The organism is Armatimonas rosea (assembly GCF_014202505.1).
Lineage (GTDB): Bacteria > Armatimonadota > Armatimonadia > Armatimonadales > Armatimonadaceae > Armatimonas > Armatimonas rosea.
On record NZ_JACHGW010000002.1, the window covers coordinates 984,015 to 1,009,131 of the forward strand.

General features: G+C 51.5%; 23 protein-coding genes, 1 tRNA gene and 1 riboswitch. Of the genes, 17 read left to right on the plus strand and 7 right to left on the minus strand.

Features of this window, described 5'->3' with window-relative positions; translation table 11 throughout:
* The first annotated feature begins 45 nt into the window (after window positions 1-45).
* On the plus strand, window positions 46-318 hold the full coding sequence (locus HNQ39_RS12470; protein ID WP_184196197.1) for a hypothetical protein: 273 nt from the start codon (window positions 46-48) through the stop codon (window positions 316-318).
* A gap of 16 nt (window positions 319-334) precedes the next feature.
* Window positions 335-976, plus strand: coding sequence for a methyltransferase domain-containing protein (locus HNQ39_RS12475; protein WP_184197740.1), 642 nt, complete (start codon window positions 335-337; stop codon window positions 974-976).
* Between the two features lie 43 nt (window positions 977-1,019).
* Here HNQ39_RS12475 and metK read toward each other — a convergent pair whose 3' ends face one another.
* Window positions 1,020-2,246, minus strand: a complete 1,227-nt coding sequence (gene metK, locus HNQ39_RS12480) for a methionine adenosyltransferase (protein WP_184196200.1) — start codon at window positions 2,244-2,246, stop codon at window positions 1,020-1,022.
* Window positions 2,247-2,302: 56 nt separating this feature from the next.
* Window positions 2,303-2,411, minus strand: a riboswitch (SAM riboswitch).
* Between the two features lie 89 nt (window positions 2,412-2,500).
* Between metK and HNQ39_RS12485 the strand changes: the two genes are divergently transcribed.
* The 4 genes from HNQ39_RS12485 to HNQ39_RS12500 all read left to right on the plus strand — a co-directional run bounded on the left by HNQ39_RS12485 (window position 2,501) and on the right by HNQ39_RS12500 (window position 6,430).
* Window positions 2,501-2,573: transfer RNA gene (locus HNQ39_RS12485), tRNA-Lys, on the plus strand.
* A gap of 112 nt (window positions 2,574-2,685) precedes the next feature.
* On the plus strand, window positions 2,686-3,711 hold the full coding sequence (locus tag HNQ39_RS12490; protein ID WP_184196203.1) for a tyrosine-type recombinase/integrase: 1,026 nt from the start codon (window positions 2,686-2,688) through the stop codon (window positions 3,709-3,711).
* A gap of 576 nt (window positions 3,712-4,287) precedes the next feature.
* Complete coding sequence (locus HNQ39_RS12495) at window positions 4,288-4,680, plus strand: hypothetical protein (RefSeq protein WP_184196206.1); 393 nt, start codon at window positions 4,288-4,290, stop codon at window positions 4,678-4,680.
* Between the two features lie 505 nt (window positions 4,681-5,185).
* Entirely contained in the window at window positions 5,186-6,430 is a 1,245-nt protein-coding gene (locus HNQ39_RS12500) for a DUF2075 domain-containing protein (RefSeq protein WP_184196209.1), read from the plus strand.
* Between the two features lie 86 nt (window positions 6,431-6,516).
* On the opposite strand, the gene HNQ39_RS12505 is transcribed toward HNQ39_RS12500, so the two are convergent.
* Together HNQ39_RS12505 and HNQ39_RS12510 are read right to left on the minus strand one after the other, a co-directional pair.
* A complete protein-coding gene (locus HNQ39_RS12505) occupies window positions 6,517-7,347 on the minus strand; it encodes a histidine kinase N-terminal 7TM domain-containing protein (protein WP_184196212.1) in 831 nt (276 codons plus the stop codon).
* Window positions 7,332-7,631: a hypothetical protein gene (locus tag HNQ39_RS12510; protein WP_184196215.1), complete on the minus strand. Its 300-nt coding sequence runs from the start codon at window positions 7,629-7,631 to the stop codon at window positions 7,332-7,334. Before HNQ39_RS12510 ends, HNQ39_RS12505 begins: the two co-directional genes overlap by 16 nt.
* An 87-nt stretch (window positions 7,632-7,718) precedes the next feature.
* On the opposite strand from HNQ39_RS12510, the gene HNQ39_RS12515 reads away from it, so the two are divergent.
* Together HNQ39_RS12515 and HNQ39_RS12520 are read left to right on the plus strand one after the other, a co-directional pair.
* Window positions 7,719-8,009, plus strand: coding sequence for a helix-turn-helix domain-containing protein (locus HNQ39_RS12515; RefSeq protein ID WP_184196217.1), 291 nt, complete (start codon window positions 7,719-7,721; stop codon window positions 8,007-8,009).
* 104 nt (window positions 8,010-8,113) lie between these two features.
* Window positions 8,114-8,404, plus strand: coding sequence for a helix-turn-helix domain-containing protein (locus HNQ39_RS12520; protein WP_184196220.1), 291 nt, complete (start codon window positions 8,114-8,116; stop codon window positions 8,402-8,404).
* Here HNQ39_RS12520 and HNQ39_RS12525 read toward each other — a convergent pair.
* Together HNQ39_RS12525 and HNQ39_RS12530 are read right to left on the minus strand one after the other, a co-directional pair.
* Window positions 8,401-10,119, minus strand: coding sequence for a recombinase family protein (locus HNQ39_RS12525; RefSeq protein WP_184196224.1), 1,719 nt, complete (start codon window positions 10,117-10,119; stop codon window positions 8,401-8,403). The genes HNQ39_RS12520 and HNQ39_RS12525 overlap by 4 nt on opposite strands.
* Entirely contained in the window at window positions 10,058-10,261 is a 204-nt protein-coding gene (locus HNQ39_RS12530) for a hypothetical protein (RefSeq protein ID WP_184196227.1), read from the minus strand. The genes HNQ39_RS12525 and HNQ39_RS12530 overlap by 62 nt, the downstream gene beginning before the upstream one ends.
* A 260-nt stretch (window positions 10,262-10,521) precedes the next feature.
* Between HNQ39_RS12530 and HNQ39_RS12535 the strand changes: the two genes are divergently transcribed.
* Genes HNQ39_RS12535 through HNQ39_RS12560 form a run of 6 tightly spaced genes read left to right on the plus strand, consistent with a single transcriptional unit; the run spans window position 10,522 to window position 13,439 of the window.
* Entirely contained in the window at window positions 10,522-10,851 is a 330-nt protein-coding gene (locus tag HNQ39_RS12535) for a helix-turn-helix domain-containing protein (protein WP_184196230.1), read from the plus strand.
* Between the two features lie 9 nt (window positions 10,852-10,860).
* Window positions 10,861-11,487 carry a restriction endonuclease gene (locus tag HNQ39_RS12540; RefSeq protein ID WP_184196233.1) on the plus strand — a complete coding sequence of 209 codons (627 nt, stop codon included), beginning with the start codon at window positions 10,861-10,863 and terminating at the stop codon, window positions 11,485-11,487.
* The gene (locus HNQ39_RS12545) at window positions 11,488-12,015 is read left to right on the plus strand and encodes a metal-dependent hydrolase (protein WP_184196236.1); all 528 of its coding nucleotides are present in this window, start codon (window positions 11,488-11,490) and stop codon (window positions 12,013-12,015) included. It begins immediately after the preceding gene.
* Window positions 12,016-12,031: 16 nt separating this feature from the next.
* Complete coding sequence (locus HNQ39_RS12550) at window positions 12,032-12,241, plus strand: hypothetical protein (protein ID WP_184196238.1); 210 nt, start codon at window positions 12,032-12,034, stop codon at window positions 12,239-12,241.
* 26 nt (window positions 12,242-12,267) lie between these two features.
* The gene (locus HNQ39_RS12555) at window positions 12,268-13,101 is read left to right on the plus strand and encodes a hypothetical protein (protein WP_184196241.1); all 834 of its coding nucleotides are present in this window, start codon (window positions 12,268-12,270) and stop codon (window positions 13,099-13,101) included.
* Window positions 13,098-13,439: a replication protein gene (locus HNQ39_RS12560; protein WP_184196244.1), complete on the plus strand. Its 342-nt coding sequence runs from the start codon at window positions 13,098-13,100 to the stop codon at window positions 13,437-13,439. The genes HNQ39_RS12555 and HNQ39_RS12560 overlap by 4 nt, the downstream gene beginning before the upstream one ends.
* Before the next feature lie 299 nt (window positions 13,440-13,738).
* On the opposite strand, the gene HNQ39_RS12565 is transcribed toward HNQ39_RS12560, so the two are convergent.
* Both HNQ39_RS12565 and HNQ39_RS12570 read right to left on the minus strand, forming a co-directional pair.
* Window positions 13,739-15,442: an AfsR/SARP family transcriptional regulator gene (locus HNQ39_RS12565; protein WP_184196247.1), complete on the minus strand. Its 1,704-nt coding sequence runs from the start codon at window positions 15,440-15,442 to the stop codon at window positions 13,739-13,741.
* Window positions 15,439-19,218, minus strand: coding sequence for an AAA-like domain-containing protein (locus HNQ39_RS12570; RefSeq protein WP_184196250.1), 3,780 nt, complete (start codon window positions 19,216-19,218; stop codon window positions 15,439-15,441). The genes HNQ39_RS12565 and HNQ39_RS12570 overlap by 4 nt, the downstream gene beginning before the upstream one ends.
* 323 nt (window positions 19,219-19,541) lie before the next feature.
* On the opposite strand from HNQ39_RS12570, the gene HNQ39_RS12575 reads away from it, so the two are divergent.
* The 3 genes from HNQ39_RS12575 to HNQ39_RS12585 all read left to right on the plus strand — a co-directional run bounded on the left by HNQ39_RS12575 (window position 19,542) and on the right by HNQ39_RS12585 (window position 24,990).
* Window positions 19,542-22,907, plus strand: a complete 3,366-nt coding sequence (locus HNQ39_RS12575; protein WP_184196253.1) for a hypothetical protein — start codon at window positions 19,542-19,544, stop codon at window positions 22,905-22,907.
* Window positions 22,908-23,546 (plus strand): hypothetical protein, encoded by a 639-nt coding sequence (locus HNQ39_RS12580; protein ID WP_184196256.1) that lies wholly within the window; start codon window positions 22,908-22,910, stop codon window positions 23,544-23,546.
* A 1,051-nt stretch (window positions 23,547-24,597) separates the two neighbouring features.
* Window positions 24,598-24,990, plus strand: coding sequence for a hypothetical protein (locus tag HNQ39_RS12585; protein WP_184196258.1), 393 nt, complete (start codon window positions 24,598-24,600; stop codon window positions 24,988-24,990).
* The last annotated feature ends 127 nt before the right edge of the window (window positions 24,991-25,117 follow it).

Sequence of the window (25,117 nt, forward strand, 5' to 3'; positions counted from 1 at the left end):
ATAGGTAGTCGACGTGATAAAATTGGGGGTGAAAGGATGTTTGCTATGCCACACCCGCGTTTTTCGGGCGACGAGATTGTGCGCCTTGGGGAAGAACTCTACGAAGCGACCGTTCGAGCGTTGGTAGAGACCGACGAAAACATCGGCAAAATTGTCTCCATTGATGTTGAAACCGGTGACTTCGCCGTGGATGCTGATCCGGTGCGCACGGGTCTTCAGGTGCAGGCTAAGCATCCGGGGGCTGCGATCTACGGGAAGCGAATTGGCTACAATGCTGCCTTTGCCTTAGGAGGAACCCTCACGAAGTCCGCATCGTGAAAGTTACGCCGTTGTGATGCTTCTTGATGACAACTCCCTGACGCGCTCCTCGGTGGTGGCGAACTCGACGATGAACCGGGAGCGGGGGCTTTTGGGGGCTAATAGCTACGCCAAAGACCTCGGGTTTGCGCCGCTGGTGTGGCTGGAGGGGCGACGTCCGGCGCGGTGGCTGGATTTATGCTGTGGCTCTGGGCGGGCGCTGATCGAGGCGGCGGGGCTGTGCATCGGGCAGGGGATCGAGATTGTCGGGGTGGACTTGGTGGGGCTCTTTGCCGACGGCGGCGACGACTTTCCGCACCTGCGCCTGATCGAGAGCCCGGTGGGGGAGTGCGCTTTGGAGGGGCCGTTTGAGCTGATCACCTGTGTGCATGGCCTTCACTACCTTGGGGATAAGCTCGGGACTCTGGCGCAGTACGCCGCGCTGCTTTCCGAGACGGGGCGCTTGGTGGGGCACTTGGACTTGGTCAATATTCAGGGAGTGGAGCGGCGTAGGCTCCTGGCATTGCTCCGAAAACACGGCTGGCGCTACGACACGCGTCGGCACCTGATCGAGGGGACGGTGCAGAGCCAGCCGCTGCCGCTACGCTACTTGGGCGCGCTGGACCACGACGCGCCAAACTTCACGGGGCAGCCCGGTGTGAACTCGTTCTACGAATAAAAACGCCCCCGGTCCATGTGGGCCGGGGGCATTTGGGTGTAGGTTAGGCCAGCTCGCTGGCGCGGCTGGTGTCCTCCCAGGGGAAGCTAGGGTTACCGAAGTGGCCGTTCTTGGCGGTGGCTTGGTAGATCGGGCGGCGCAGGTTGAGCGTCTCGATAATGCCCTTGGGGGTCAGATCGAACTTGCTCTTGAGGCGGGCCGAGATCTCCGTGTCGGGGAGCTTGCCCGTGCCGAAGGTATCCACACGCACCGAGACCGGCTGTGCAACCCCGATGGCGTAGGCGAGCTGGATCTCGCACTTGCTGGCCAGCCCCGCGGCGATAACCAGCTTGGCGAGGTAGCGCGCGACATAGGCTGCCGAGCGGTCTACTTTTGTCGGGTCCTTGCCCGAGAACGCACCGCCGCCATGGCGCGCGTAGCCGCCGTAGGTATCGACAATGATCTTGCGCCCGGTCAGACCCGAGTCGCCGTGGGGGCCGCCGATCAGGAAGTTGCCGGTCGGGTTGACAAAGCAGCGGATGGCGTTGTCAGCGACGGTCGCATCGAGGTTGTCGGGAGAGAGCGCCACGAGCTCGCCGGTGATGAGACTGGGGCACTCCTTGAGGAGAACCGGGCGGATCAGGGTCTCGATAATCTCCTGGCGCGCCTCGTCGGTGAAGTAGGGCTTGCCGTGCTTGGAGGCCATGACACTCTCATCGTGCTGGGTGGAGAGCACAATGGCATCGAGCCCGACTGGCTTGCCGCTGCTGTCGTACTTGACGGTCACCTGGCTCTTGGCATCGGGGCGGAGCCAGGCCAGTTTCTTGGAGTTGCGCAGCTCGACATGGGTCGCGACAAGCTGGTGCGCGACCTGGATCGGCAGGGGCATCAGCGCCTCGGTATCGTCGCAGGCATACCCAAACATCAGACCTTGGTCGCCCGCACCGCCCGAGTCGACGCCCATGGCGATATCGGGGGACTGGGCATGCACAAAGTTAAAGACACGCACCTCGTTGGCAGAGAAGAGCATCGCAGGATCGTTGTAGCCAATCTCCGCAATCACCGCGCGAGCCAGCTCATCGACCTTGCGTGCGGTTAGGGCGTCTTTTTGCGTGGTAATCTCCCCCGCGACCACCACGGTATCTGTGGTGACCAGCGTCTCACAGGCAACACGGCTGGTGGGTAGCTCCGCGAGGCAGAAGTCCAGGATGGCATCACTGATTTGATCGGCGATCTTATCGGGATGGCCAACGGAGACGGACTCCGAGGTAAACAGGGAAGTATCAGACATTTCGTTCTCTCTTTAGTTCCGTGTCCAGCCTGAGGCGTGCGGCGAGAGAAGAGTGTCTCTTGTCTTCGCAGGAAGCGCCTGCTCGGAATTCGCACCAGGCTACGCAGATTCGCGCCGGTTGCGGTGGTTTCATAGGGCCGATCCCTCCGCCACTCTGGACAAGACTGTTGTCATGTTTACTCTACCATGCGGAAAAATAGCCGTCAATAGCTTGACAGAGGGAAAGACCTATGGTATTATTCCCCTTGCGTTTCGGGTTGTTAGCTCAGTCGGTAGAGCAGCTGACTCTTAATCAGCGGGTCACAGGTTCGAGTCCTGTACAACCCATCCGAAAGCAGCCACTATCAGTAACTGATGGTGGCTGTATTTCTTGTAAGAGTGTTGACGCTGTTGATAGCTATTGCTACATTCAAAATGATCTATCCGTAAGGGGTGTCAGATGTACAAAGCTTTGGGCCAAAACAGCCTCATCACCTGGGAGGAAGCCATCCAGGAGTTCTCCTACCACCTTCAGGCGACACGCTCGCCTCAGACCCTGCGCTTCTACAAAGTCCAGCTCCGGCAGTTCACGCCTTGGGCCAATGAGAACCAGGTGCCCTTCCAGGGCTTCGGCAAGCGCCACCTCGACCGGTACCTCGCGTACCGGCAAGGCAAAGGCATCGGGCCGACCACGCTCCGCCATGATGCCATTTGCCTGAAAGCTCTGTGCAAGTGGTGCTCACGCAACGATCTTCTGGAGCGCAACCCGCTGGCCGACTACGAGATTCGCAAGGCTCCTGCCCCTGCCCGCTACATGCCGCCCGATGATGATGTCCGGGCAATCTTAGAGGCGACCCGTAACTACTTCGACCCTACCAAGAATCCCGATGCCCGTTTCCTACCTCCCGGCAAACGACTCTTTCACCGGGATCGCAATATCGCCATCACCATCGGACTGCTCGATAGCGCGTGTCGTGTGGGAGAGCTACTCGCCTTGAAGGTGGAGGACTACCGCATCAAAGAGCGGATGATCTACATCCGGGAGAGCAAAGGTCGCGAACCCAGAGCGCTTCCGGTCAGTCCGGGATGGGCCAGTGCGATGGAAATCTGGCTCCGACTCCGAAAGAAGCTCATGTCCAACCTGCCTCCTGAGGAAGATGAGGGCTGGCTCTTCATCAACGAGATGGGCAATCAGGCTGATATTCACTCGTTCCGCCGTGCCCTCAAGACCTATGCTCGCTGGGCAAACCTGCCCGGCTCTATCACACTTCACAGCCTACGTCGTTTCTCGCTCAACAAACTCGCCAAGACAAACTTGCTTGCCGCTCAGACTATCGCAGGGCATAAGGAGACAAAGACCACGTTGCTCTACACTAAACTCGACCCGGACTTCGTTCGTGACGTGCACCAGAGCGTTGGTGTTGTCCAGAAGATTCTTCAGAATCCAGCCAAGGAACTGGTGGTTCGTCGCAAGCGTTTGGTTTGAGGAGGCAGGCACTCCAGCACAAGCAGTCCCTTGTGAGTTATTCCACACCTTTGCCAGCCCGCACTCAGAAAACAGTAGCCTGGGTTCGGACTGGCGATTTTGGTTGGATTGACGTAGGTGTAGAAACGCTCGCCCGGCCAGCGTTGCCAGGCCCACTGCATCGCCTCGCCGATTAAATCGCTGGAGCGTGTCGTCCCCTCGTTGCGAAACACTGCCGCGTTTACTCCCCAGGGGCTTCGTAAACCCCAGGCATGCCGCCGATCCTGGCTGATGTGGTGCCGCCAAACAAAGAGAGCATCCTGGTTCTGTGTAATCAGAACCATCTTCTCCCCCGGCCCGACAAAGAGTTGTGCCTTTTTGGGCCGACGTGGTGAGCAGGAGTAGTGGCGCTGGTAGAGTGCGAGGGCTGTGGGATTGCCATCGCGGGTGAGAATCCAGTAGGAAATGGGAAGTGGTTAGGGCTTACCCCGTCACCATAGCCCTACGTCTCCAAGGCTGCAAAAAGCGTCCCGCTGTAGAGACTGCCAACTCCAATCAAGCCTTCCGCTTGATGAAGACGAGGCGGAGTCTTCTAGCATGGATCGGTTGCTTTTTACCCCACGCACTCTGAGTGGTGAGCGCCTCCAACTCCATGTTTCGCCCCAAGATAGCCGAAAGTCTCGGCGGGGCAAGCACTGGAAGGCGCTCGTCACTGATCTAGATAGTGGGCTGGCCTACCTGTGTCGCGGAGCGTCCTGTGGACTGCCCCGCTGCTTCTGTGATGCTCTGGTGGTTGAGATCTATCCCAGCTTGAGCGACGTTCCCGAGGACTTACAACAACGCCTTGCTCGCTCCGAGTATCGCTACCGTGCAAGCGGCCATGGCTTGCACGATAGGTTCACGCGTGGCGAGACACTGACCCAGCGGGAGAGGCTCCGCCTGGAGCGATGGTATCAAGAGCGTGACGCTGCCCAAGCTGTCGTGATGTGAAAGTTCCTCTAGTGATGCCGACGACGCTCGGGCAACAGGAGCTTGCTTCTCCAGGAACCCTCCCGAAACGCTTTCAGCTTGCCCGAGCGGATGTACGGCAGAACTTTCTCAAGGTCTACCTGTCGTTTTCCATTTCTACTCGGAGAAGACGACGAACCATACCCGAGAGACCTTCAGGCTGACGCTTGGCCCATTCAACCAGCTCAGGCTCCATCAGGATGCTGGTAAGTTGCATCTTGAGTCCTGGTGGTCGGCCTGGACCTGACCTTTTCAAGGGAGCTTGGGCCACCGGGTTTCTGGTGGATATGTCCTCTGGGATTGGCAGTAAACTCATTAGCCAAAAATAACACGAACCAGATATTTATCAACCCTTGATTAAAAACAATTAATTATATATATAATTAATTACTGATTGAATTCAGTCTTAGTAAATAATCAGAACAAACAGCATGAAGAATTAACCATAAGACATTCTCAATAAATCTTTTATATTAACAATTTATCCATGAATGCATTGATAACGAATGATTTAAATGGCCTTACGGATAGACTTGAACCTATGCTCCAAGGTAAACAGGAGTTTATTCTGACCAATGAGCAGAAAGCAGTGTTTGACAAAGCAACAGCACTCGCAACAAAGTCGCAAAAAGGCTCCAAGAATGTCCTGATTGTTCAGGGTGGCCCTGGAACAGGCAAGTCCGTGGTTGCCATCAACTTACTGGCGGTTCTGACCAAGCAAAACCTTACGACTCAGTATGTTTCAAAGAACGCGGCACCACGAGCGGTCTACCAAAGTAAGCTCGCTGGAAAATTCACAAAGCACCACATCGCAGAGCTTTTCAAGGGATCAGGAGCCTACACACAGACATCCGAGAATGCCTTCGATGCACTCATTGTAGATGAAGCACATCGGCTCAACGAGAAGTCTGGTTTGTACCAGAACCAGGGCGAAAACCAGATTCTGGAGATCATCCGCTCTGCACGCTTGAGCCTCTTCTTCATAGACGAAGACCAGCGCGTTACCCTCAAAGACATCGGGGAAGTCCAGCAGATTCGGCACTGGGCCGAGTCCCAAGGAGCGACGGTTCACGAAATGGCGCTCACCTCACAACTTCGCTGCAATGGGTCTGACGAGTACCTTGGCTGGCTTGACAACGCACTCCAGATGAAGCCAGCCGCTCGGGGTAGCATTGAGAAAATCGGCTACGACTTTCGGGTTGTGGATTCACCCACCGAGCTACGCGACCTGATCTTTGAAAAAAACAAGCTGGCGGGAAGGGCGCGACTGGTTGCCGGATACTGCTGGGACTGGAAAAGCAAGAACTACCCCACGGGAAAGGTGATGGACATCGTCCTTGAGGAACACGACTTCGCTATGCGCTGGAACCTGGCCTCCGATGGGAGCCTCTGGCTCATCAAGCCAAAGTCGGTGACCGAGGTCGGGTGCATCCACACTTGCCAGGGGTTGGAGCTGGATTATGTGGGAGTGATTATCGGCCCTGACCTGATCGTCCGTGACGGTGTGGTCATCACCGATGCCACCAAACGCTCTAGTCAGGATCGCTCGGTACAGGGCTACAAAACCCTTCGTCAGGAATCCGCAGAGCAGGCTGAAAAGCAAGTGGAGTCCATTGTGAAAAACACGTACCGCACCTTGATGACTCGGGGGCAAAAAGGGTGCTACGTCTTTTGCACCGATAAAGAGACCCAGGAGTATTTCTCGAAACAGGTGGTGGGCTTGGCGAGCTAGCAACGAGTTTCTGAACCCGTAGCGAAAACCAAAAGCCGCTCCCAGATCATCAAAGTCTGGGAGCGGTTTCTCTATCCTGATCAAATCTACCTGGCCTGTTTGACTCTACTTTCTAGGCGATGATGCTCTGATTTTGCTCGATGATGCTCGGAGAAGAGAAGTCTGTCTATTCGCTTCTCCAGGAACCTGCGTATCGGGTCGAAGCTAAAGGCTAGAACTAGCACTCCAAAACGTGTCACTCCGCCCGATTCCAGACTGGCGAACTTCTCAGTTGCCAGGAGTACCAAGGCGCTGTAGACCGCCAGTATCAACGAGAGCGCCATTCCCGCTCCCAACGTTCGACTCAAGAAGATGCGGATGTCGAAGAGCTGATGGCGCACCACCGCGTAGGCCACACAGAGCAGGAGCACCAGTGTGGAGAGCGGGCCGATGTCTATCCAGCGGAAGTCATGGTTGATGTAGGGAATCAGGACATTGGAGATGAGAGAGATACTCCCCGTCCCCAGAATCCCGACTCCGAGCAACAGAAGTTGATCCGAGACGTGGGGTGGGAGTCCTCGCCTGCCCCGCTCTCGAAAGGCAAGGATGATGGCACCCCCCAGACAAACCAGCAGGTGCAAGACGTAGAAGGAAAACACCGGACCGTAGATCGTCTGGTGGCTCTCACCAGGTGTCATGCTCAGAACTTCGGCGGCATCTACCCACGGTGTGAAGGCACTCACCAAAGCCATTGCCGCCGTGATCCAGCCCAGTTGCCGCTCTTGGATTCTCGCAGGCAGATGCGCCACATCCCGTACCAGGCGATAGACCCCATAGACTGCCAGGCTCGCCATCGCAAAGTTCAGCCGCCCGACAGTCAGAACATTAGCCTCGGTGCTGTAGTGCTGAAAGTAGTAGAGGGTCAGTGTCCAGCCCAAGAGCGCCAGGGCAGAACGGCCAGTACCGCCGCGTGAACCGAATCGGAACCAAGGATGGGCAGTTCCGGCCAAACAAGATGCGTGGGAACCTCACCTGCCTCATCAGGAGTGACTAGTTGAAGCCCTCCTATGAGCAAGTCTTTCTCCCAGCAACCAAAGAACCCTGAGCGATTCAGATGCGCCCGGAGCTGGTCGCCTGGCTGCCAGCCTTCCTCCTCCGCGATCTGCTCAAAGAGCTGAAGAACCGTGTTCTGCTCTGCAATCCCAACCTTGTAGCTTCCCATATCGTGGTCTTTCCTGGCTATTATATCTGCCTTTTGGCAAATCTATTTGCCCAATTATGTACTGTATCTACCCCAGAATTGGGAACCATGCCACGAGGTGATACCCGTCTTAGGACTGAGAGCGGCCAACTCAACCAGATCGCAGAGCGACTACGTGCCCGTCGCCGTGTACTGAAACTAACCCAGGAGCAGCTCTGTGGGCGGCTCGCTGATGTGACGAGCTCGCGCTGGATCGCAGCTCGTAAGGAAATCGTGCATCTAGAGGCTGGCACCCGAATTGTCTCTGACCTGGAGCTACTTGCTCTCGCCCAGGCGCTCGATTGCCCCCCAAACTGGCTGCTCACTGGCGAGGAAGCCACTCCGAAAACTTCAGCTTGAAGTCGTGTCTCTTCCCATGTTCCTTCTCTTATCATCGCGATATTGTACATGATGATTAGACCAAGTGGTCTACTTTGTTGGCAAGGTGGCTCGGATAATGAGCCATGCCGAGAGGGGCCCCCCGTCTTCGTACCGAGCAAGATCAACAAAACCTGGTTGGTCCAACTGTCAAAGCCACCCGAAAGCAGCTTGCCCTGACTCAGGATGCGCTCTGTGCTCGCCTGGCAACGGCCACCTCAGGGCGCTGGAGCCCGACGATCTTCGACATCTACCGAATCGAGAGCCAGCGGCGCATCGTCTCCGACATGGAACTACTCGCTCTTGCGATAGCTCTGGAGTGTGACCTCTACGACCTGCTGGGTACGACCAAGGAAGCGACCACTCTCCCAGGTTAAGACTGACTTGATTGTGCCGCGACCAACAGATAAGCTACTCGGGACAATTGAGACTCTTGTTTCAAAAGTTTGATTAACGGCTCGTTAGGACTACCAAAAGCGACTTCCGAGATTTCGGGGGTCGTTTTTCCTTTACCAGAGCTACTTTCCACCAGTTTGAACGACTCATTTTCGTCCTCTCTTAGAAAGAAGGGGGCAAGCTCTGGAAGTGGCTCTAGGAGCAGCTTTTTGCCGGTTTGATTCTCGTCCTCTCTCACGAGGATCATGCTCTGCGCAAAGCGGCTCAGGATGCTTTGTTTGATTGTTGGTCCTCCCTCCTCGAAGCGCTGGCGGGCACGTGCTGCGAAACTGATAGTGTCATCCAGTTCTTTCAGTACCGCACCAATTGGCTTTCCTTGCCCCTGAACCTTCGCGTTTAACTTCACCAGCTCTGCTTGAAGCGACTCTTTCTTTTGCGAGTACTCCTTGGTCGTGATGCCCCCCTCCAAGTGCAGATCCAGTAATCTCTCCAGACCTTTCTGTTTGCGCTCTATTTCTTGCTCAAAGCGCAGACGAGCGTCGGCCTGATCGCTGAGATGTTGCGGAGCCAGCTCCCGAATCATCTGCTTGAGCATCGCTTCCATGCCCTCAGGCAACTCCGCCCTGGCAAGGAAGGCGAGAACCTGGTCTTCCAGTGCCTCCTCCCGAACCCCGGTTCGGTCACAGGTTTTGTGGGCATTGGTGCAGTGGTAGTAAACATGCCCCTTGGCGCGGCTGGCAGTGACCATCGAGCCGCAGCGTCCACAACGAATCATCCCCCTCAGGACAAACTCGTGCTTGCGGCGGCGAGAAACTCGGCCCCGTCCGAAGATCGCTTGCACCTTGTCGAACTCATCTTCAGAGATCATGGGAGTGTGAATTCCTGGGTAGGTCGTGTCCTTGAAACGGCACTGCCCCATGTAGAAGGGATTCCCAAGCACTTCATAAAAGCGTTTGGCGGAAATGGGCCTTGCTGGATGCTTCTTGTAGGGGCGGCAGCGGTAACCCCATGTATCGTTGAGGGTATCAAGTACCTTTACCGGGGGCACTCCCAGCAGAATGAGATCGAAGGCTTTTCGCAGAAGGGGAAAGCGCTCGAGGTCTTCAATGACGCTTTTGCGCCCCGTGACGGGGTCACGGTAGTTCAGATACCCCTCAGGGGCACGGGAGAGCCACTGCCCTTCGGCGCGGCGGGTGATGAACTTCTCGGTGACTTCGTGCGAGAGCTTGTCCACGTAGTATTTTGCCTGGGAGAAGATCATGGAGAGCATAAACTTACCCTCAGGCGAGTTCTCAAAGTTGTAGCCGGAGCCAAAGCATATATCCGCAAGCTTCTTCCTATCCAGTAGATCAAGCACTCGCCCACCATCCACAGCGTTGCGAGCGAGTCGGTCGGGATGCCAGGTAAGGATTCCCTCCGCTTCCCCCGCCTCAATGCGCCGTACCATCTCCATGAACTTCGGGCGATTGTCAGCGAGCTTGGCAGAGCGGGACTCCTCAATCGTCTCAACTATCTGTATGCCACGCTCAGTAGCTAGCTTTCGGCAGATACTGATCTGATCGTTGATGCTGTAGAGCTGCTTATCTTCCCGGTCAGTAGATTTACGGGCATAGAGGAAGTAGCGCGGGGCACCTCTATGGCTCGAAGGGGCGGCTTTCCTGGTCGTCGGGGATACTTTCCTGGTCGTGGCGTACATCCTGAGCGGTTACGTCTAGGTAGAGCTGGGCCAATCGGGTGAGGGTCTCCCGCGCCTCATCTCCCTCTAAGGCTACGCCAAAGTGGCGCTCGTACAAGAGCCGAAAGTGCTCGACATGGCTGGTCTTGGGCGTAAGATGCATGGCGAGCGTGAGTGTAGCTCAAAAAGAAAACTCTCTTCAAAAAGCGTCCCAGAGCAGGGATTGCGTCCCGCCATCGGGACGCTTTTTGCATAGATTTTTCATCTACGTTAACCTAAAAACCGAACAGAAACCGAACTGTTTTCTGCTTCACCATCACGAGCAGCGCGCGCTTTCCTGATGCCTATTTCTGCCGTAGCACATCGTCTATGACGCCCTCACCCTCTCTCCCTACTCAGGCCGTTCCTGATGTCGAAGGTCCTGTGCCTCCACACAACCGCATTCCGCTCATCATGGCGCACACCAGGCGCTACGCCTTTCGTGGCCTGCCCAACCTGGCTCGCGACGCGGGGATTAGCCGCTCTGCTCTCTATCGCCTCGTTCAAGAGGAGACCTGCCCCACGCTGGATCAGGTACTGCGCCTTGTCAGGGCGCTCTCAAAAGCCCTGGGAAAGCCGCTCGACACCGATGAGGTCTTCTGTATCGGCGGGAGCTATCCCACCGCCTCGGTCTGCGCTCTCTGTGACTGCAAAGGATGCCGCCCAGACTTGGCATACAGCTCCCCAAGCAGGCTCCCCATCTATTTCTCATAACGCTCTATCATGTCTCACTCTCAAACCTATTCGCGCCCGCAGCTTCGTAGCCGTCTTCATGAGCAGCTTACTGCGGGCAACTTCCATCTCTTCGCCTCGGTCTGCCAGGACGTTTTGAAAGCCATTGGCTGTCAGGAGGTTCGCTTGGCGGGACGGCTTCGATTTAAGGGTAAGAACCAGGGTGGGGGCTACGACCTGGAAGCAACGCTCCCCGGCCCACTACCTCGCCCCGTGGTAGTGCAACTCAAGCAGTTCCGCTCGCAGCGCGTCTTTCAGCGCAGTATTGATGAGCTACGCGGCGCGGCCCTACGAGCCGGAGCCGCCGAGGCAATTCTCATTACCAGTGGCCCCCTGTCACGCGTGCTTCAGGATACACGGGCAAAGCTCACCAAATCTCCAGTTCCTGTGCGCCTGATTGACGGTCAGGAACTGCTAGACCTACTGCTCGCTCATGAGATAGGGGTCATGCAGATCGAGGAGACGCTGGTCTTTGATGATGCCTACTTCGCTCGCCTTGCCAAAGCCTGTGTGGATCAAGGTCTCCAGGAGTCTTACCGAAAAGTGCGAGATAAGTCCCCAACGCTCACCATTCGCTTTGAGCGGCGTGGACGGGTACGCTATCAGTTTCTTCCCTAGATGACTTGGCCCACTCATCTCTCAGGAGGTATTGCAGCCGCTCTGATGCTGGGGCCGCTGCTGGGGGCGGAAAGCATCGCACCAACGCTCCTGGGAGCGATAGTGGGGGCGCTCCTGCCCGATCTTGACGCTGACCAGTCCCGCCTTAGCAACACCTACATGTTTGGAAGCCACCCCCTCCGCCTTCCCGCCCAAATTCTCCATAGAGCACTGGGACACCGGGGAGCCCTACATTCCTTCCTCGGCATGATGCTTTTCTGTAGCGCACTCGGTATTCCTCTCCTTATCCTGGGACTGGGATATGTCGCACTCGGCGTGACGTTAGGTTTTCTCTCCCACCTCCTGCTCGATGCCTGCACAAAATCGGGGGTTCCTCTGCTCTGGCCTGATAGGACTCGCCTCCACCTCCTGCCGTCCTGGCTCTTAGTTACCACAGGCTCAAAGGCCGAGGACGTTGTCTTTGCGCTCCTTGCCGCCGTAAACCTCTATGCGCTCGTGCACATTGCACTCACCGCTCTTGATTTCTAACTTACCCCCTATGTCTATGTCCCCAATCTCTACAGCCACACTCCTGGAAGCGGCCCTCGTTGTCGCGCTGGAGCAAGCCATTCGCCTGGTCGTGCGACTCCTGCCACTGATTCGCCTGCTCGCTCCCTCCCTGCGATTCTCGGAAAAGCGCCGCCTTCTGCGCGCACTGGATCGGCTTCATAAAGCCGAGAAGGGGGCGGAGGCCCAGCTCACCACGTTCTCATAGGAGACCTCTTCATAATTTCTTCCACCATGTCACCACTTCCCAAGTTCCTTCACCATGCTTCCGTAGATCAGGCTCCGTTCCTGATGCAACAGACACGGGTTGACAGCCATCCCATAAATCAGATCGTTGTCACGGCTGCCTTACGTACCTCAGGATTTCTTACCCAGCTCTCCGATACTCAGCTTCGCCTGTTCGTTACCTTGCTGACCTTCCAAAAACCCTCGGGTGCAGTGAGGGCAACTGCACGCGAGCTTGCCCATACCCTGGGCCAGCACGAGGATATAACCCGTACCAACCTCGACATCTTGCAGAAGGTGAAGTGGGGAGGGGCGGCGATTCTTTACTGCACGCAGGATCACTACCACCCCTCCAAGCAGGTGCTCGCTCCCCTGATCATTCCCGCTCCCAAGCCCGCGCCGCCACAACCACGCGTCCCGATGGCAACCCGTGAGCAGGTCATCCGCCATTCGCAGCAGACCTATGGCCGTCCTATCGAGGAAGTCAGGCGTGAGATAGAGCGCCAGCTCGCTCCGGTGGGGCTGGAGAATCTCAGCAAAGATGAGGCTGAGGGGGTGCACCTGCTCATGAAGCAGGGAGTTTCCCAGGATCAGGCGAGGCTTGTGGTGGCATCCGTACTCCTTGAGGAAATCCGTCAGCAGATCGCCTGGCTTCCGTACCGGGCTGCGAAAACTCCCGCTCGCTACCTGGTGGCTGCGTGTTTGGATCACTACGCTCCGCCGCGTGGCTACGAGCTGCCCAAGGTAGATATAGAACCGGGCCTCGATATTGGAGTTCAGGCAGCGGACTCCTCCACTCCCTTCACGGTGCCTGAGTCATCCCTCACGGTGCCTGAGTCATGAGAGTGACGGGTGGGTTTACTGCACTGCCCAATACCTTGATAACACTGCTCCCCGGCCTGTCTGGGGCGCAGTGGAAGGTGCTTTGTGTCGTGGTGCGCCAGACTATAGGGCGGCAGCGTCGGCAGGCTCCCATCGCCCACCGCTACCTGGTGGGGGCTACAGGGCTTGCCTCCAGCACCGTTAGCGAGGCGATCTCCCTCCTCGTATCCGAGGGTATCCTAGTCGTACTGGATGGCAACGGGCGTGAGCTTGGCAGTGCTCTTCAACGCCAGCGCCGAGGGCTACTGACTTTTCGCCTCCATCCTGACTTTGAGGTTGCAGATACGGTAGAGACGTAGCAATCAGACAATGGGATACTCCAAACGTAGGCAGAGACTGCGCCAGCTCCGCCAACATGTCAGCGCCAAGAGGGAGGTACGGCAAGAGGGAGGGGCTTGCGTACCACCTGCAAACTATCCCGAAAATCGGTGTCGAAAATCCTGGACATATAAAGAAAGGGATATGTGCTCTGCGCTAGAGGGGGCGGCGGGCCAGGTAGCGCCCGCCCGCCGCTCACTCTACAGTGTGGATCAGGCAGGCAGGCGCTGGGAGATAGATACCAGCACCATGAGCGAGCGGGCCTATCAAGCTCTACTGGCTACTTTTCAAGAGACTGTCTCACCATCAGCCGATAGAGACCACACCGAAACGTAGCTTGTTTACTACTGCGGCCCTGAAGGATGCCCAGGCTCCGTAGCTCCCAGAAAGCACGCTCTTCACAGGGCTGCCCAGCCAGAGTTGTCATCAGGGCCGCAGCGAGTGCTGGCTGCTGTTCCAGAAGTGCCTGCAAACGGTGCAAGTGACTACGGAATATCTCGCTCTCAAGTGGCGCTTCCAGTAGCCCAGCGACGGAATGCTGTTTACGGGCAAGCACGGCGAAGGTACGGCTAAGAAGAGCAGGATGACCTCTGAGTAGATCGATGAGGGCCTCCCGTTCCCGAGTTAATAGGGAGGCTCCCGAGAGCTCATACAGATGCAGAGACTCTTGGTAGGTAAAGTCCTCGGTCTCAATCGCAACTCCAATATTAAAGGGAGACTGGTGCAAATCTTTGATGTACAGATGCGGCTCACGGGAGCAGACAAGAATCAGCGAGAGACCAGACCACGGACTGGGATGGAGAGCATGAAGAGAGTGCCAGCTTCGCAGTTGGGCAAAGAACGTTTCCTGGTAGGGTTTGCCAAAGACACGATCCAGACCATCGATAGCCCAAATTAGCCTACCCGGGGAAAGGAACTGTAGCTGATCCTGAAGCAGTTCTGTGAGCATCACAGCGGGGGGCAACTCACTCATCCAGATATCTTGTAACTGGCCCGTTTCTTTTAAGGCTAAGAGTAGTGAGGAGGCGAGGTGACGACAGAGCTGCTCGGCATTCGCAAGATCCTCTTCATCCAGCAATGTCAAATCGGTATAGATGGACAGTTGACCACTCTGGCGATGCTGATTGAGCCCACGGGCTAGTAGCGAGGATTTCCCCGTCTGACGTGGGCCTTTTATGAGAATGGTCCACTGCCCTTCGTACAAAGCACGTTGTAGCGACTGATCCACAGGACGTTCAATATAGTGCTGATCCTCCAGTGACATTGGCCCCTTGGCAATGACCTGTGCGGCTTCACGCGATTCTTTAGGATGACCCAACTGTGCAAGAAGCTTCTGGATACGTGAATCAGGTTTCTCGCGCTTAAGGGTGAGGTATTGGTGATAGCGCTCTGCACTCTGCCTTGCCATCACATGCTCACCTCGCTGCTCCTGCGCCAAGAGTAGGTCATACCAGCCTTGCTGGTACTCAGGATGGATACTCGTTGCTACGAAAGCAAGCTGAGAGGCGCTGACGAAGTCTCCCCGTGAAGCAGCAATCTGGCACTGCTGGCGTACTTGCTCCAGATAGAGTAGCTTTCGCTTCTCACGCTCCTTTTGAAACCAAGTGTCATCTGGGCTGTCCCAGCCCTCTAAAAATGGGCCGGTGTAGAGTGCCAATGCTTCCCGTCGTTGGTGAGGATCTGAAGCCAGGATCAAGCTGTCGAAGCGCTCCATATCTGAAGAGATAGGCTGGGTTAGCGATAGGAGCTGGTTCTGCGACCGAATGATCTCTTCACCAAGTGCTTCACGCACCTCAGCTATTGCTTTACGGAGGGTTGCGTCACCGGTATCCCCCCACACGTTCTCGATAACAAAAGGAGCAGCGACCGGCTTGTTCTGTGCCACCAGAAAAGCAAGGAGGCGGTCAGAGCGGCGCAGTGCCAAAGCAACGGGTTTTCCATCACGACAAACCTCAAAAGGGCCAAAAAACGTCAGTGAAATCATGGCTTTTGTATCTTTTTCGGGGACTCTGCTTGCGCGGTAGTGGGGAACTCAACCTTTACCTCACCCCCTCCTGGCGGGATGCTCTGTAGCATCTTTTGGCTTTGCAGGAGGCATGCTTCCGCAGTAATGGGTAGGACGCGAGCAAGTCCGTCCTCACTGGCAACGACAATCCAATGACTATCCGGTGAGAAGCGAACGGTGTTGATCTTTTTAGCTGAGATGGGCACTACCAAGGCAGGACGTGGAGTTTCCCCCCGACGTAGTGCCTCCCGTGCTTCGGGCCATCTCCATAGGCTAACCGTGCCCTCACTACGCAGACCAGCAATTCCCGCCACAGCCAGCCAACGAGCATCTGGAGAAAAATTAACCGAACTAATATCACTGCCGCGAATGTTGAGCTCACCATAAAGCCGCTTGGCTTTCCAATCCCAAATACGAACTTTCCCATCCGTCTCACCAACAACAACGTGCTGCTCATCTGGAGTGAACTCTACATCCCAGGGCCGTGTAGGAGTTCTTAGTTTCAGCTCGCGCCCTGCTGGAGCAAGGGATGTCAAGAGATTTCCCGTGGAGACATCAAAGACACGTGTACTACCATCGCTACAAGCAGCCGCCACCCAGCGAGCACTTCGGGCTGCTCGGAGGGAATAAACAGGTGCATCAACAAAAATCTCACGTAGACGATGCCAGTCTCTCGTGTCCCAAACCTTAATTGTCTTATCTTGGCTGCCCGAAATCAGCAGATCCTGCTCAGGGCAATAACTAAAATTTTGGATAGCTGCCTTATGGGCATTGATCCGCAAAAGTGGCTTGAACCCTTCTAGGACAACACGATTACTGCCCTGCCTTCTCAGCTCACCTTGGCGCTTCCACACCTGAATTTGTCCTCGTCGAGTCGCGGCAACAAATTGATCCGTTTTTTTAAGAAAAGCAGATTGATGCATTGCTGGCATGGTGAATGATTTTATTTCATTCCCATTTTCATCTAGGTTAGGAATCCCTTCCCACTGCAAAAGGGCAGTATCTAGGCTACTGAGACGTATGTGTCCTTCTTTCGTCGCGGTCAATAGGGACTTTCCATCTGATGCAAACTCAGCATGTAGAGGTGTGCCAAAGCCATTAGGAATCAGTGGGAGGCTGATCTGCCATATTTGAACGGCATAATCACTACCTACAATCGAAAAAGCATGATTTTCTGGCGACGTGACAATATTATAGATTTTTTCATAGGTGTCTTCATAGGTCACAAATAAAGTCTGGCTCAGTAATGATTCTTGGCTTGTGCCATAATTCCACATCTGTACGACATTTGCATCCGTCAAACCAAGTATCATCTCTCCCATCCGATTAACCTGAGTGATCTTGCCTCGGATATCTTGATAGCCTGGTACAACGGGAAAGTCTTGATTCCAGTTCCAGACGGCGAACATGCCATTTTTGCGAGCAAAAACCACATCATGAGGACCTGAATTCAGCAGTGATGTGATGGGACTATCATCATTAATCGGGCTATCATCTTTCGTTCTTGGGTCTTTGAGTGGCTCACCCGTCTCCACATTCCACGGCTGGAAGACACCATCCGAGCTGCCCAAAAGGAGCCCGGTGGTTGTAGGTATACTCCCCTCACGGTCCACTCCAAAATCAGCGCAGGTAATCTCGCCAGAGCTCCCCTTGATCTCCACTGTTTTGCCGGTCAATAAATTATGAAGCATCCCCCCTGATCCCGGTTGCGAGTAAAAAAGATATTTACTATCTCCAGAGATAGCGATGATAGGTGTTCGTTGAAGTCCCGACTTGAAGACGTGAATCGACTTGGATAAACCTTGCTGAAGATCACGAAGGTGTACTTCACCATTCATGGCCCCCAGAATCAGCCAGTGCCCATCGGCGGAAATCCGTGCGTAGCCAAGAGTGCCCTGGATATTGGTGGGAAGCCACTGGAGCACTTTACCTGTGTGCGTATCGAGAATTACCGCCCAGGCACTTTCTCCGGCAACGAGGAGACGCCTCCCATCAGGAAAGAAGCATTGTGAGCGTGGCACAAAGGGGAGGGTCACCCGAAGACGACGAAAGAACGGACGGCTGATGAGTGACCTCAGGTTCGTCAATGATTCTGTTTGCAGCAGAGCAGATTGTTGCATGTTTTCCTGTACCTGCTGACGAACATAGCTCAACAGCTCACGATCCTCATCAACCGTTCGAGCTGTGCCAAACCGTTGCAGGAGCTGACGACGTGATTGGGTTAGTTGGCGCTGTTGTTGCTCCGCTCGCTGAACCTGCACTTGAATCTTGGAGAGATCCCTCTGCTTCGTGATAATCGAAGCATTGAGCTGGGCAACTCTGATACGGCTATCACTCTGAAGGCGCTTTTTCTCATCCACTAGCCGCTGCTTTTCTCGTTGCATACCAGTGAGATCACGACGCATCTGCTCCATTGTCTGCTCTAAGCTGAGACGCTTCCCCTGTAACTCTTTTAGCTCCCCGCTGGCCTGAGCAAGCTCTCCCTGCACTAGAGAAAGCTGTTTGCTTGTTGTATGTTCTTTGATCGTTGCCTGGTCTGCTCGCCGTGCCTCTCTAGTCAATAGCCCCCCAAGGATGACGAGTCCCGTCAGTGCCCCATAGAAAGCCGTGGCACGGCGAACTCCCTGTTGCATCGCCTTCTTCTGGCGTAGCAGTTCTGCGGGGAGCAGAGCCTCATGTACCCAGCGCTTCCCAAAGAGAGATTGGTAGATGCGATTGCGGACATGAAGCCGTCCGCCTTTAGGGATGACAAGGCCACTCAAGCGCAACTGGGCGGCCACAGAATCGGTAGGGTCGTAGGCCGTTGGCCCTTGAAGGACTTGAAGGTAAAGGCTCAAAAGTGCATTGGGATCGGCATTTCCCAGCACGCGTTCACGGACAAAGGTAACATTTTTGTCTTTCTCCCACGCCTCCTCACTAAAGAATTGCTCTTTGCAGAGGCGATCTACATCCCGGACACTCTGGACGTTGCTATCGCGCACAGCAAGACACAGGCTCTGTGTTAGATAAGGATGCCCACCGGTCCAGTACAGTACACGCCGCAATAGCTGTACTCGGTTTGCTCCCAAACCAGCCAGGAGCGGAGCTGCTTCCTCCTCGGTAAAGTTTGTAATTTCAATCTGTGTCCCGACATTGAATGGCGTGATCTTGATGTCGTTAATAAGTTGGGAGGGAGTCACCGCACCCGCCAAGCAGAACACAAGACGATCTAGTGGAGGATGGTCGAAGCGATGCTGGTAGAGCTCTCGAATCGCCCCAAGAAAAGCCTGTGTAGGAAACGTCAAGTTCTGAAGTGCATCTATCTCATCTAGAAAGAGATAGAGCCTCCCAGTTAGGCGTGGTAGCACGATAGTCTCTAGCGCCTGCCGCCACCGAGTCAGGGGGGCCAGTTCGGGCAAGGAGCGCCAGAGCGTCATACACTCCTCTGTCGTCTGTGTTGTGTGTGAGATTCCCCTGAGCATGGCGAGATACCATTGCCCTGCTTGTAGGTCAGAGGAGCAAAGACCGCTCATATCAAGCAGAACAGTCGTATGGCCCTGCTGACGTAGCTGGTGACCACAACGAGCAAGCAGTGATGTCTTGCCCACCTGACGTGTGTCGAGAAGGTAACAAAGCTCACCACACTCCAAAGCCGTAAGCAGCTGTGAGTCAGCCTGACGCACCACGTAGGAAGGGGCATTGACGCCTAATGCCCCTCCCGTAACAAAGAAGGAGCTTTTAGGGGATAAGGCATCAACAGGCTCTTCAGAACTCACAGGCGCATTGTACTGCCTCTTTTTTGCGAAAATCAGCGGGGTACAAAATCGGTACAGATTCGTCCTTAATATCTCGTCTACTGCCCGTAGAGTTGCTCTAGTATCTCGTTTGAGGAGTAGGTTAGAGCACAGCATCGGCCACCACGATTAAAATGAAAATATCAAAACTCGTCACTCAATTTTGCCTATCAACAATCCTAGTCATAGGAGTTGCTAGTAGATCACTCGGTCAAGTAGTTCCTACCGAAACCTACAATATGCAGGTAATTGAGTCTCCCGAGTTCGCGCGTGTGGCTCCAAACGCATCCCCTAATCTTACGGGATTGAATGACTTAGGTCAGGTTATTGGACATGTTTATAACAATCAAAGTCGAGATTATCACTCGTTTGTTTGGAAACCCTATATAAATGGTGATGGAAGTAGTGCATACTCCCTTGTTTTCACAAAGGAAGTTTTACCTCCAGTAAGCCTGTTAACTATTGTGAATTCAACAAATAGTATGAAGGCGTTAAGTATTAACAATCAAGGGATTATTTCAGGCTCATTTGTGACGTTCAGTGATTTTGGGTTTTGGGATTGCCCGGCTCTATGGGATGCTAACGATGGACACTCTATATTTCTTGAGCAAGCACCTAGTGAATGGGCATTCTGGACGGGGGCTGCTGATAAAATAAATAACTATGGGACTATTACGGGGCTTTCATCACGCATTTTTGGAGAGAGAGGTGCTGTCTGGAAACTTAATTATGGTAGTTATGGACAGGTTACTGATGTTTCCTATGTGCGTATTCATGGTGGATTTGGTACTTTTGACAGAGGTCTAGCAGGATTAAATGATCAGGATCAAGGGACTGGGAATTTCGGATCTCCGAATAATACTGCATGGAAAGCAAAAAACATACGGAATCCTTCGATACCTGCTATTGGTGATGATTATACAGAATTAAGTTATCCAAATGCATCATCAATAATATCATCAGGTATAAACTTAAAAGGAGAGATTGGAGGTACAGCTACGTTAAACCCTGATGTTCGATCTGGTTCCAATGACGATGGTTTTCGTGTTGTATTTTGGGACACGAATAATTCAAGCACAGTAGTGACGACGGGTGAATGTTCAGGGATCAATAACTCGGGGAGTATCGTTGGGAATCATCATGGGCAAAGTGGCAATGTCGGTGTGACCGAGAATGATTGGTTCCCTTTTATTTGGGATAAAACCAAAGGCATACGTCGCACAGTAATATCTGACCCGAAATGGGAAGTGAGAAGTATTGTATCCATAAATAATGTGGGGCAAGTATTAGCCTATGCTATCAAGGACGGGAATTATTCATCAACTTTTCCTGTTCTTTTAACTCCCGTGAATTTTCAACAGGAAGTGATTCTGCCATCAAGCGAAATTAGTCTTAAGTCATCTGATATACCAAATGGAGCGGAACGTGAAGTGGATGGGATTGTTTGCGACAACCTCAGTGGGATGAATCCTACTCTTCTCAACAAACTCTCAGTACATCTTCCTCCTTCCTACAATAATGCCAGGGTATATGTGTCTCCAATCGGTACAAATCCTGGCAGCGTAAAAACTAGCATTGGAGGGTTTACGTATTACCCGCCTGATGAATACAATGAGAACCCAACACCGGCGAGTGTTGATGATCTCACAAAACCAGCGAAGCGAAAAATCACTCTTGCTATATACATAGATGATCCTGATTCTAGTGATGGGCAACGTGTTGCATACAAGGATATTATTTTAGCTCGCCCTCCGGTCGTACTCGTTCATGGAATCAATAGTAATATTGATTCATGGAATGAATTTATGATTAATATACAAAATCAAAACTTTGCGGATCCATTTGGAATTAGAATGCCTTTTGTAACTGTAGATAACGCTAATTTCGAAGGCAGTTTTAATGGAAATGGCCCTATCGAAATTTGTTCTAATAATTTAGAGAAAGCAATATCTGACTGTTTGTTTATGTTAAGAAATGGCATCGAAATTCCAAATGGCTCGTTTGGTTTTGCCTATGGTACAAGTAACTCACGAGTTAGTTTTACGGACTATAAAAACTTACACTTAGCATCGAAGCGGGTAGATGTTGTAGGATGGAGTTATGGCGGCCTTGTTACGCGATGGTATTTAGCCTCTAAAGGTATTCGTAGTGAGGCAAAAGATTCACGATCTTGGTACAAGTTAAATTTTGAAAAAACTGAGGAGTCACATGTCACAGATTATGATTCCCAAAAAGATATTCGGAAATTCATTACGATTGCAAGTATGTGGCGTGGAGTTCCTCTCTGCAATTATTCTAATGAAGCAAGATCAACAGTTTTTCAGCAGATAAATTTCGGTAATGCACCATTTCTCTTTAATAATAATTTTGATGGGATAATAAATAGAGGTATACCGTGGCTAGGCGAATTTACTAATATATTTTTGGATAAATATTCAATAGAAGTAATGGCTGTTGATAGTCCATGGATGCGATACTTGATTTATGGGACGAGTAATTCGGTTAAAGATACAAGTACTCCATTTATTCAAGATGTGGCTTATGGTGCAATAGCTGGTGATAATAATGATTATTTAGCACTAAGAGATTCATATGAATTATTTAACTCGATTCAATCACCGACTTGGTTTCCATATTTGGAAATGGAATACTTTAAAAGTGAGAAAAATGAGAAATATAATCTTAACGACGGGATTGTCCCATTATGGAGTGCTATAATCCCGGGTAAAACTTTTGTGGTTAATGAAAATCACAATAGTATTGTGAAAAATAAGATTGTTGCAACTAAAGCCCTGATCTGGTTGTCAGCTAATCCTGATGTTTCAGGTGTTAATTCAGATGACAAATTAAGTATGGGTAATATACTCAATGATGTTTGGAATAGGACTAGTAATCTGATGTCACGAAGTTCGACACTGTTCTCATGGGACTTTGATAAATTAGGTATGGCGCCTTCACGGCAAAATGATATTTATAAACAGATCAATGGTGTTGGGAGAATAAATCCTGTTGCTGTTCGAGAAATCAGGAGTGTTTCGGCGACTAACTTGAAACCTCGCAGTGCAGACATTGATTTTATTACGGCGACAAGAGCTGATTCGATAATTGAATTAAAATATATCGACAATATTTCTGGGGAACAAAAAAATCATCCTACGATCAAAATATATAAGGATGCAAAAGCCCATAAAACTACATTTGACGACTTGAAACCGAATACTCAGTATTTTGTGCGAGTCAAAGGGCAGATTTATAATGTTTCTAATGGTTCAATTATTCTGAAGAACTACTCAGATAATGATCCGTTCTTTTCAAATTATGGTTTCATGACCCCAAGAGAATCAGATTCGCAATTATCAATCTCTTGGGTTAGAGGATCAACAACTATAGTGAACTCAGATATTGCTTTCAAACTGCGATTTTTATGTTCTCTTGGAGAGATACGAGATTTAAACATTACAAACATTGAATATACGAATTCTAGTGTCGGTACAAAAGACATATCACCATCATCTAATATTGATATTAGCAATGGAAATTCTCAGTTCGTAAATGTCTCCGCGAGTACATTGTCATCATTTTCAAACTTATCGTGTAAAGTAAGATATCGTTATAGAAATGCAAACGGTGATCTCATAAATGCTTCGACTGCATGGTTAAAGGTGAAATAAATGAAACATAAGAACATTTTGCTTGCGATAATTATCATTATGTTTACTATAAAACAAGCTGGGGCTCAAAATTGGATATTGAACTTTGCAGATTCAGACACTGGATTGCCTATTGATACACTAAATGTTAGTGTCGGGAATTCTGTATCATTGTACGGAATTATTTATAATACCACTGGAACGAATACGTCAACTAATGGTATGGGAGATATTGCACTTCCTACAAGTCTAGAATTTGGCGGTTTTGGTTGGATACTAAATCCAGGCCAGTCAGATCTTGAGGCTGTTTTTTCACCTAACCCGCTGATCCCCGGTTTTCCTGTAGTTGAGGGCAGCTTGGACGGTATTACACCAGGAACATCAAATCTAATAAATTTCGGGACTTTCCAGGTTGCCAATTTCGAACCAGGCACTTATAGTCAATCTTTTGTTGCTAGTGCATATCCATATAATATTGAAGATTTTGTTGAATTTGGAGATATATTCGGCACATTGAAAATAAATATAACTCCTTACAGTACATCAAGTGCGCCAGAACCAAGCTGCATTATTTTATATATTATTGGTTTTATTTTATTAAATATTAAAATTTTAAAAACCAACCAATATTCTCGTCTTTCATCAGAAAATAATGAATAGAGAAACAAGCAATGATTACCAATGTTGACAATATGAAATCTGAAATAGGTGAATCGAGTCTTGATTTATATGCTTTTATGATTCTTACAAGCGATTTTGCAATTAAATAGATCGGGCCGGAGTAAACTAATAAATAAATGATGATTTTTACTATGCCTGCATTTGTAAAGGCGAAAAACGCTAACAAAGGGATGGTGTCATTCATAGTGGCAATGATGCTTTTATGATTATTATCATAAATCATTGTGATTTAATTGCAAATTTTAAAGATATTGAATCAGGTAGGTGATCGATCAGAGTTGTATGGCCTTAATAAATCATTTGGTAACAAGAAAAAGGTAAATGCCATTATAATGACAAGACTGAATTGGCTGCGGGTATATACTCCGGAGTTTGTTACGGTCGGATAATTATTTATTTTTGCGAATATGGAGTAATTCTCTGATAAGTTCTGAAAGACCTCCTGGTTGCTCTTTTCCCCACTCTATCAAGTCCTCATCTATCAACACAGTCACAGGCCGGACGTTTTGCAACCTTTTACTGGGGCCTGGTTTACGTTTAGTCGGTGGGGATGGTGGGGTCTGAGTCAGGGAGTTGAGCATTATTGGTGTACTTCTTCTTACACTACTAGAATGACAGATATTTCATCATTGTCAATTATATATTTAATACATGATAAATACTTGACAGTCATGTATGAATTGTGTAGGTTATGGTTGTTGGAGGGAAAGAAATCAACTCCAACAGCCAGATCATTAACAATTCGCCTATGACAGAATAGTCAAAACCGACCTACTTTATCAGCATAAGATCATTCTAATGGTCATTACAGCCTTCATTGCAGCATTCATTGCTTGGAGCATCACAAATGCGATGCCAGTACGCCGGAGGTTGGTCGCTGACATCACAGCGCCTAACAAAAAACGGAGACCCCGCCGCTAAGCTAGGGACACTCCGCTAATTGGACGGTAGCAGGTTCGCCTGCTGCCGTCTAGCCCTTCTGCAACTTCAACGCAGTCTCTCATTAATTTAGCTTCTTATTATGAAATCCATGCAATCAAGAGAGTCCGAAGAACTTACCCTTATCGAATTACCAGATCCTGTCTTTTTGGAAACAATAGATGAAAAAATGCTTCATTATGTACCAGATATGAACTCGTTTCCAGATGCTTGCTTCTCTCCTGGTGAGGTATATGTATCAGAACATCTTGTTCAATGTCTGAATAGCTGTAACCTTCCACTGCATTTTCTATTCGAACAGCATCTGTCCTGTATAGGAACCTTGATTAATGGTGATGCTCTTTTCGATCCAAACCAATATAAGCCCGAGCGTCATGATGGCAAGAGTATCTTGACACGACGATTCGTCATGTTGGACGAATTAGTAGATGTCTGGATGGTGACGAGTGCAGATCGCCAACGAACCAAGATGTTCATTCTCTAATCCTCCAAGCCAGCGTTTCTAAGTCCCAACCTAGCGTCCCTCCTGCACGTCCCGCAGGAGGGACGCTTTTTGCAGGCTCGTCTGCGGCCATCTATGCTACCCTTGCGCGGCGAGGTAATGGCCTGCC

What these genes read in the sequence shown, in the direction of transcription:
- HNQ39_RS12580 (WP_184196256.1), top strand. Translation starts at nt 22,908, where the DNA reads ATGAAACATAAGAACATTTTGCTTGCGATAATTATCATTATGTTTACT.
- HNQ39_RS12565 (WP_184196247.1), bottom strand. Translation starts at nt 15,442, where the DNA reads ATGATTTCACTGACGTTTTTTGGCCCTTTTGAGGTTTGTCGTGATGGA.
- HNQ39_RS12470 (WP_184196197.1), top strand. Translation starts at nt 46, where the DNA reads ATGCCACACCCGCGTTTTTCGGGCGACGAGATTGTGCGCCTTGGGGAA.
- HNQ39_RS12495 (WP_184196206.1), top strand. Translation starts at nt 4,288, where the DNA reads ATGGATCGGTTGCTTTTTACCCCACGCACTCTGAGTGGTGAGCGCCTC.
- HNQ39_RS12525 (WP_184196224.1), bottom strand. Translation starts at nt 10,119, where the DNA reads ATGTACGCCACGACCAGGAAAGTATCCCCGACGACCAGGAAAGCCGCC.
- HNQ39_RS12510 (WP_184196215.1), bottom strand. Translation starts at nt 7,631, where the DNA reads ATGGGAAGCTACAAGGTTGGGATTGCAGAGCAGAACACGGTTCTTCAG.
- HNQ39_RS12545 (WP_184196236.1), top strand. Translation starts at nt 11,488, where the DNA reads ATGACTTGGCCCACTCATCTCTCAGGAGGTATTGCAGCCGCTCTGATG.
- HNQ39_RS12500 (WP_184196209.1), top strand. Translation starts at nt 5,186, where the DNA reads ATGAATGCATTGATAACGAATGATTTAAATGGCCTTACGGATAGACTT.
- HNQ39_RS12555 (WP_184196241.1), top strand. Translation starts at nt 12,268, where the DNA reads ATGTCACCACTTCCCAAGTTCCTTCACCATGCTTCCGTAGATCAGGCT.
- HNQ39_RS12490 (WP_184196203.1), top strand. Translation starts at nt 2,686, where the DNA reads ATGTACAAAGCTTTGGGCCAAAACAGCCTCATCACCTGGGAGGAAGCC.
- HNQ39_RS12550 (WP_184196238.1), top strand. Translation starts at nt 12,032, where the DNA reads ATGTCCCCAATCTCTACAGCCACACTCCTGGAAGCGGCCCTCGTTGTC.
- HNQ39_RS12515 (WP_184196217.1), top strand. Translation starts at nt 7,719, where the DNA reads ATGCCACGAGGTGATACCCGTCTTAGGACTGAGAGCGGCCAACTCAAC.
- HNQ39_RS12520 (WP_184196220.1), top strand. Translation starts at nt 8,114, where the DNA reads ATGCCGAGAGGGGCCCCCCGTCTTCGTACCGAGCAAGATCAACAAAAC.
- metK (WP_184196200.1), bottom strand. Translation starts at nt 2,246, where the DNA reads ATGTCTGATACTTCCCTGTTTACCTCGGAGTCCGTCTCCGTTGGCCAT.
- HNQ39_RS12560 (WP_184196244.1), top strand. Translation starts at nt 13,098, where the DNA reads ATGAGAGTGACGGGTGGGTTTACTGCACTGCCCAATACCTTGATAACA.
- HNQ39_RS12585 (WP_184196258.1), top strand. Translation starts at nt 24,598, where the DNA reads ATGCAATCAAGAGAGTCCGAAGAACTTACCCTTATCGAATTACCAGAT.
- HNQ39_RS12540 (WP_184196233.1), top strand. Translation starts at nt 10,861, where the DNA reads ATGTCTCACTCTCAAACCTATTCGCGCCCGCAGCTTCGTAGCCGTCTT.
- HNQ39_RS12475 (WP_184197740.1), top strand. Translation starts at nt 335, where the DNA reads ATGCTTCTTGATGACAACTCCCTGACGCGCTCCTCGGTGGTGGCGAAC.
- HNQ39_RS12530 (WP_184196227.1), bottom strand. Translation starts at nt 10,261, where the DNA reads ATGCATCTTACGCCCAAGACCAGCCATGTCGAGCACTTTCGGCTCTTG.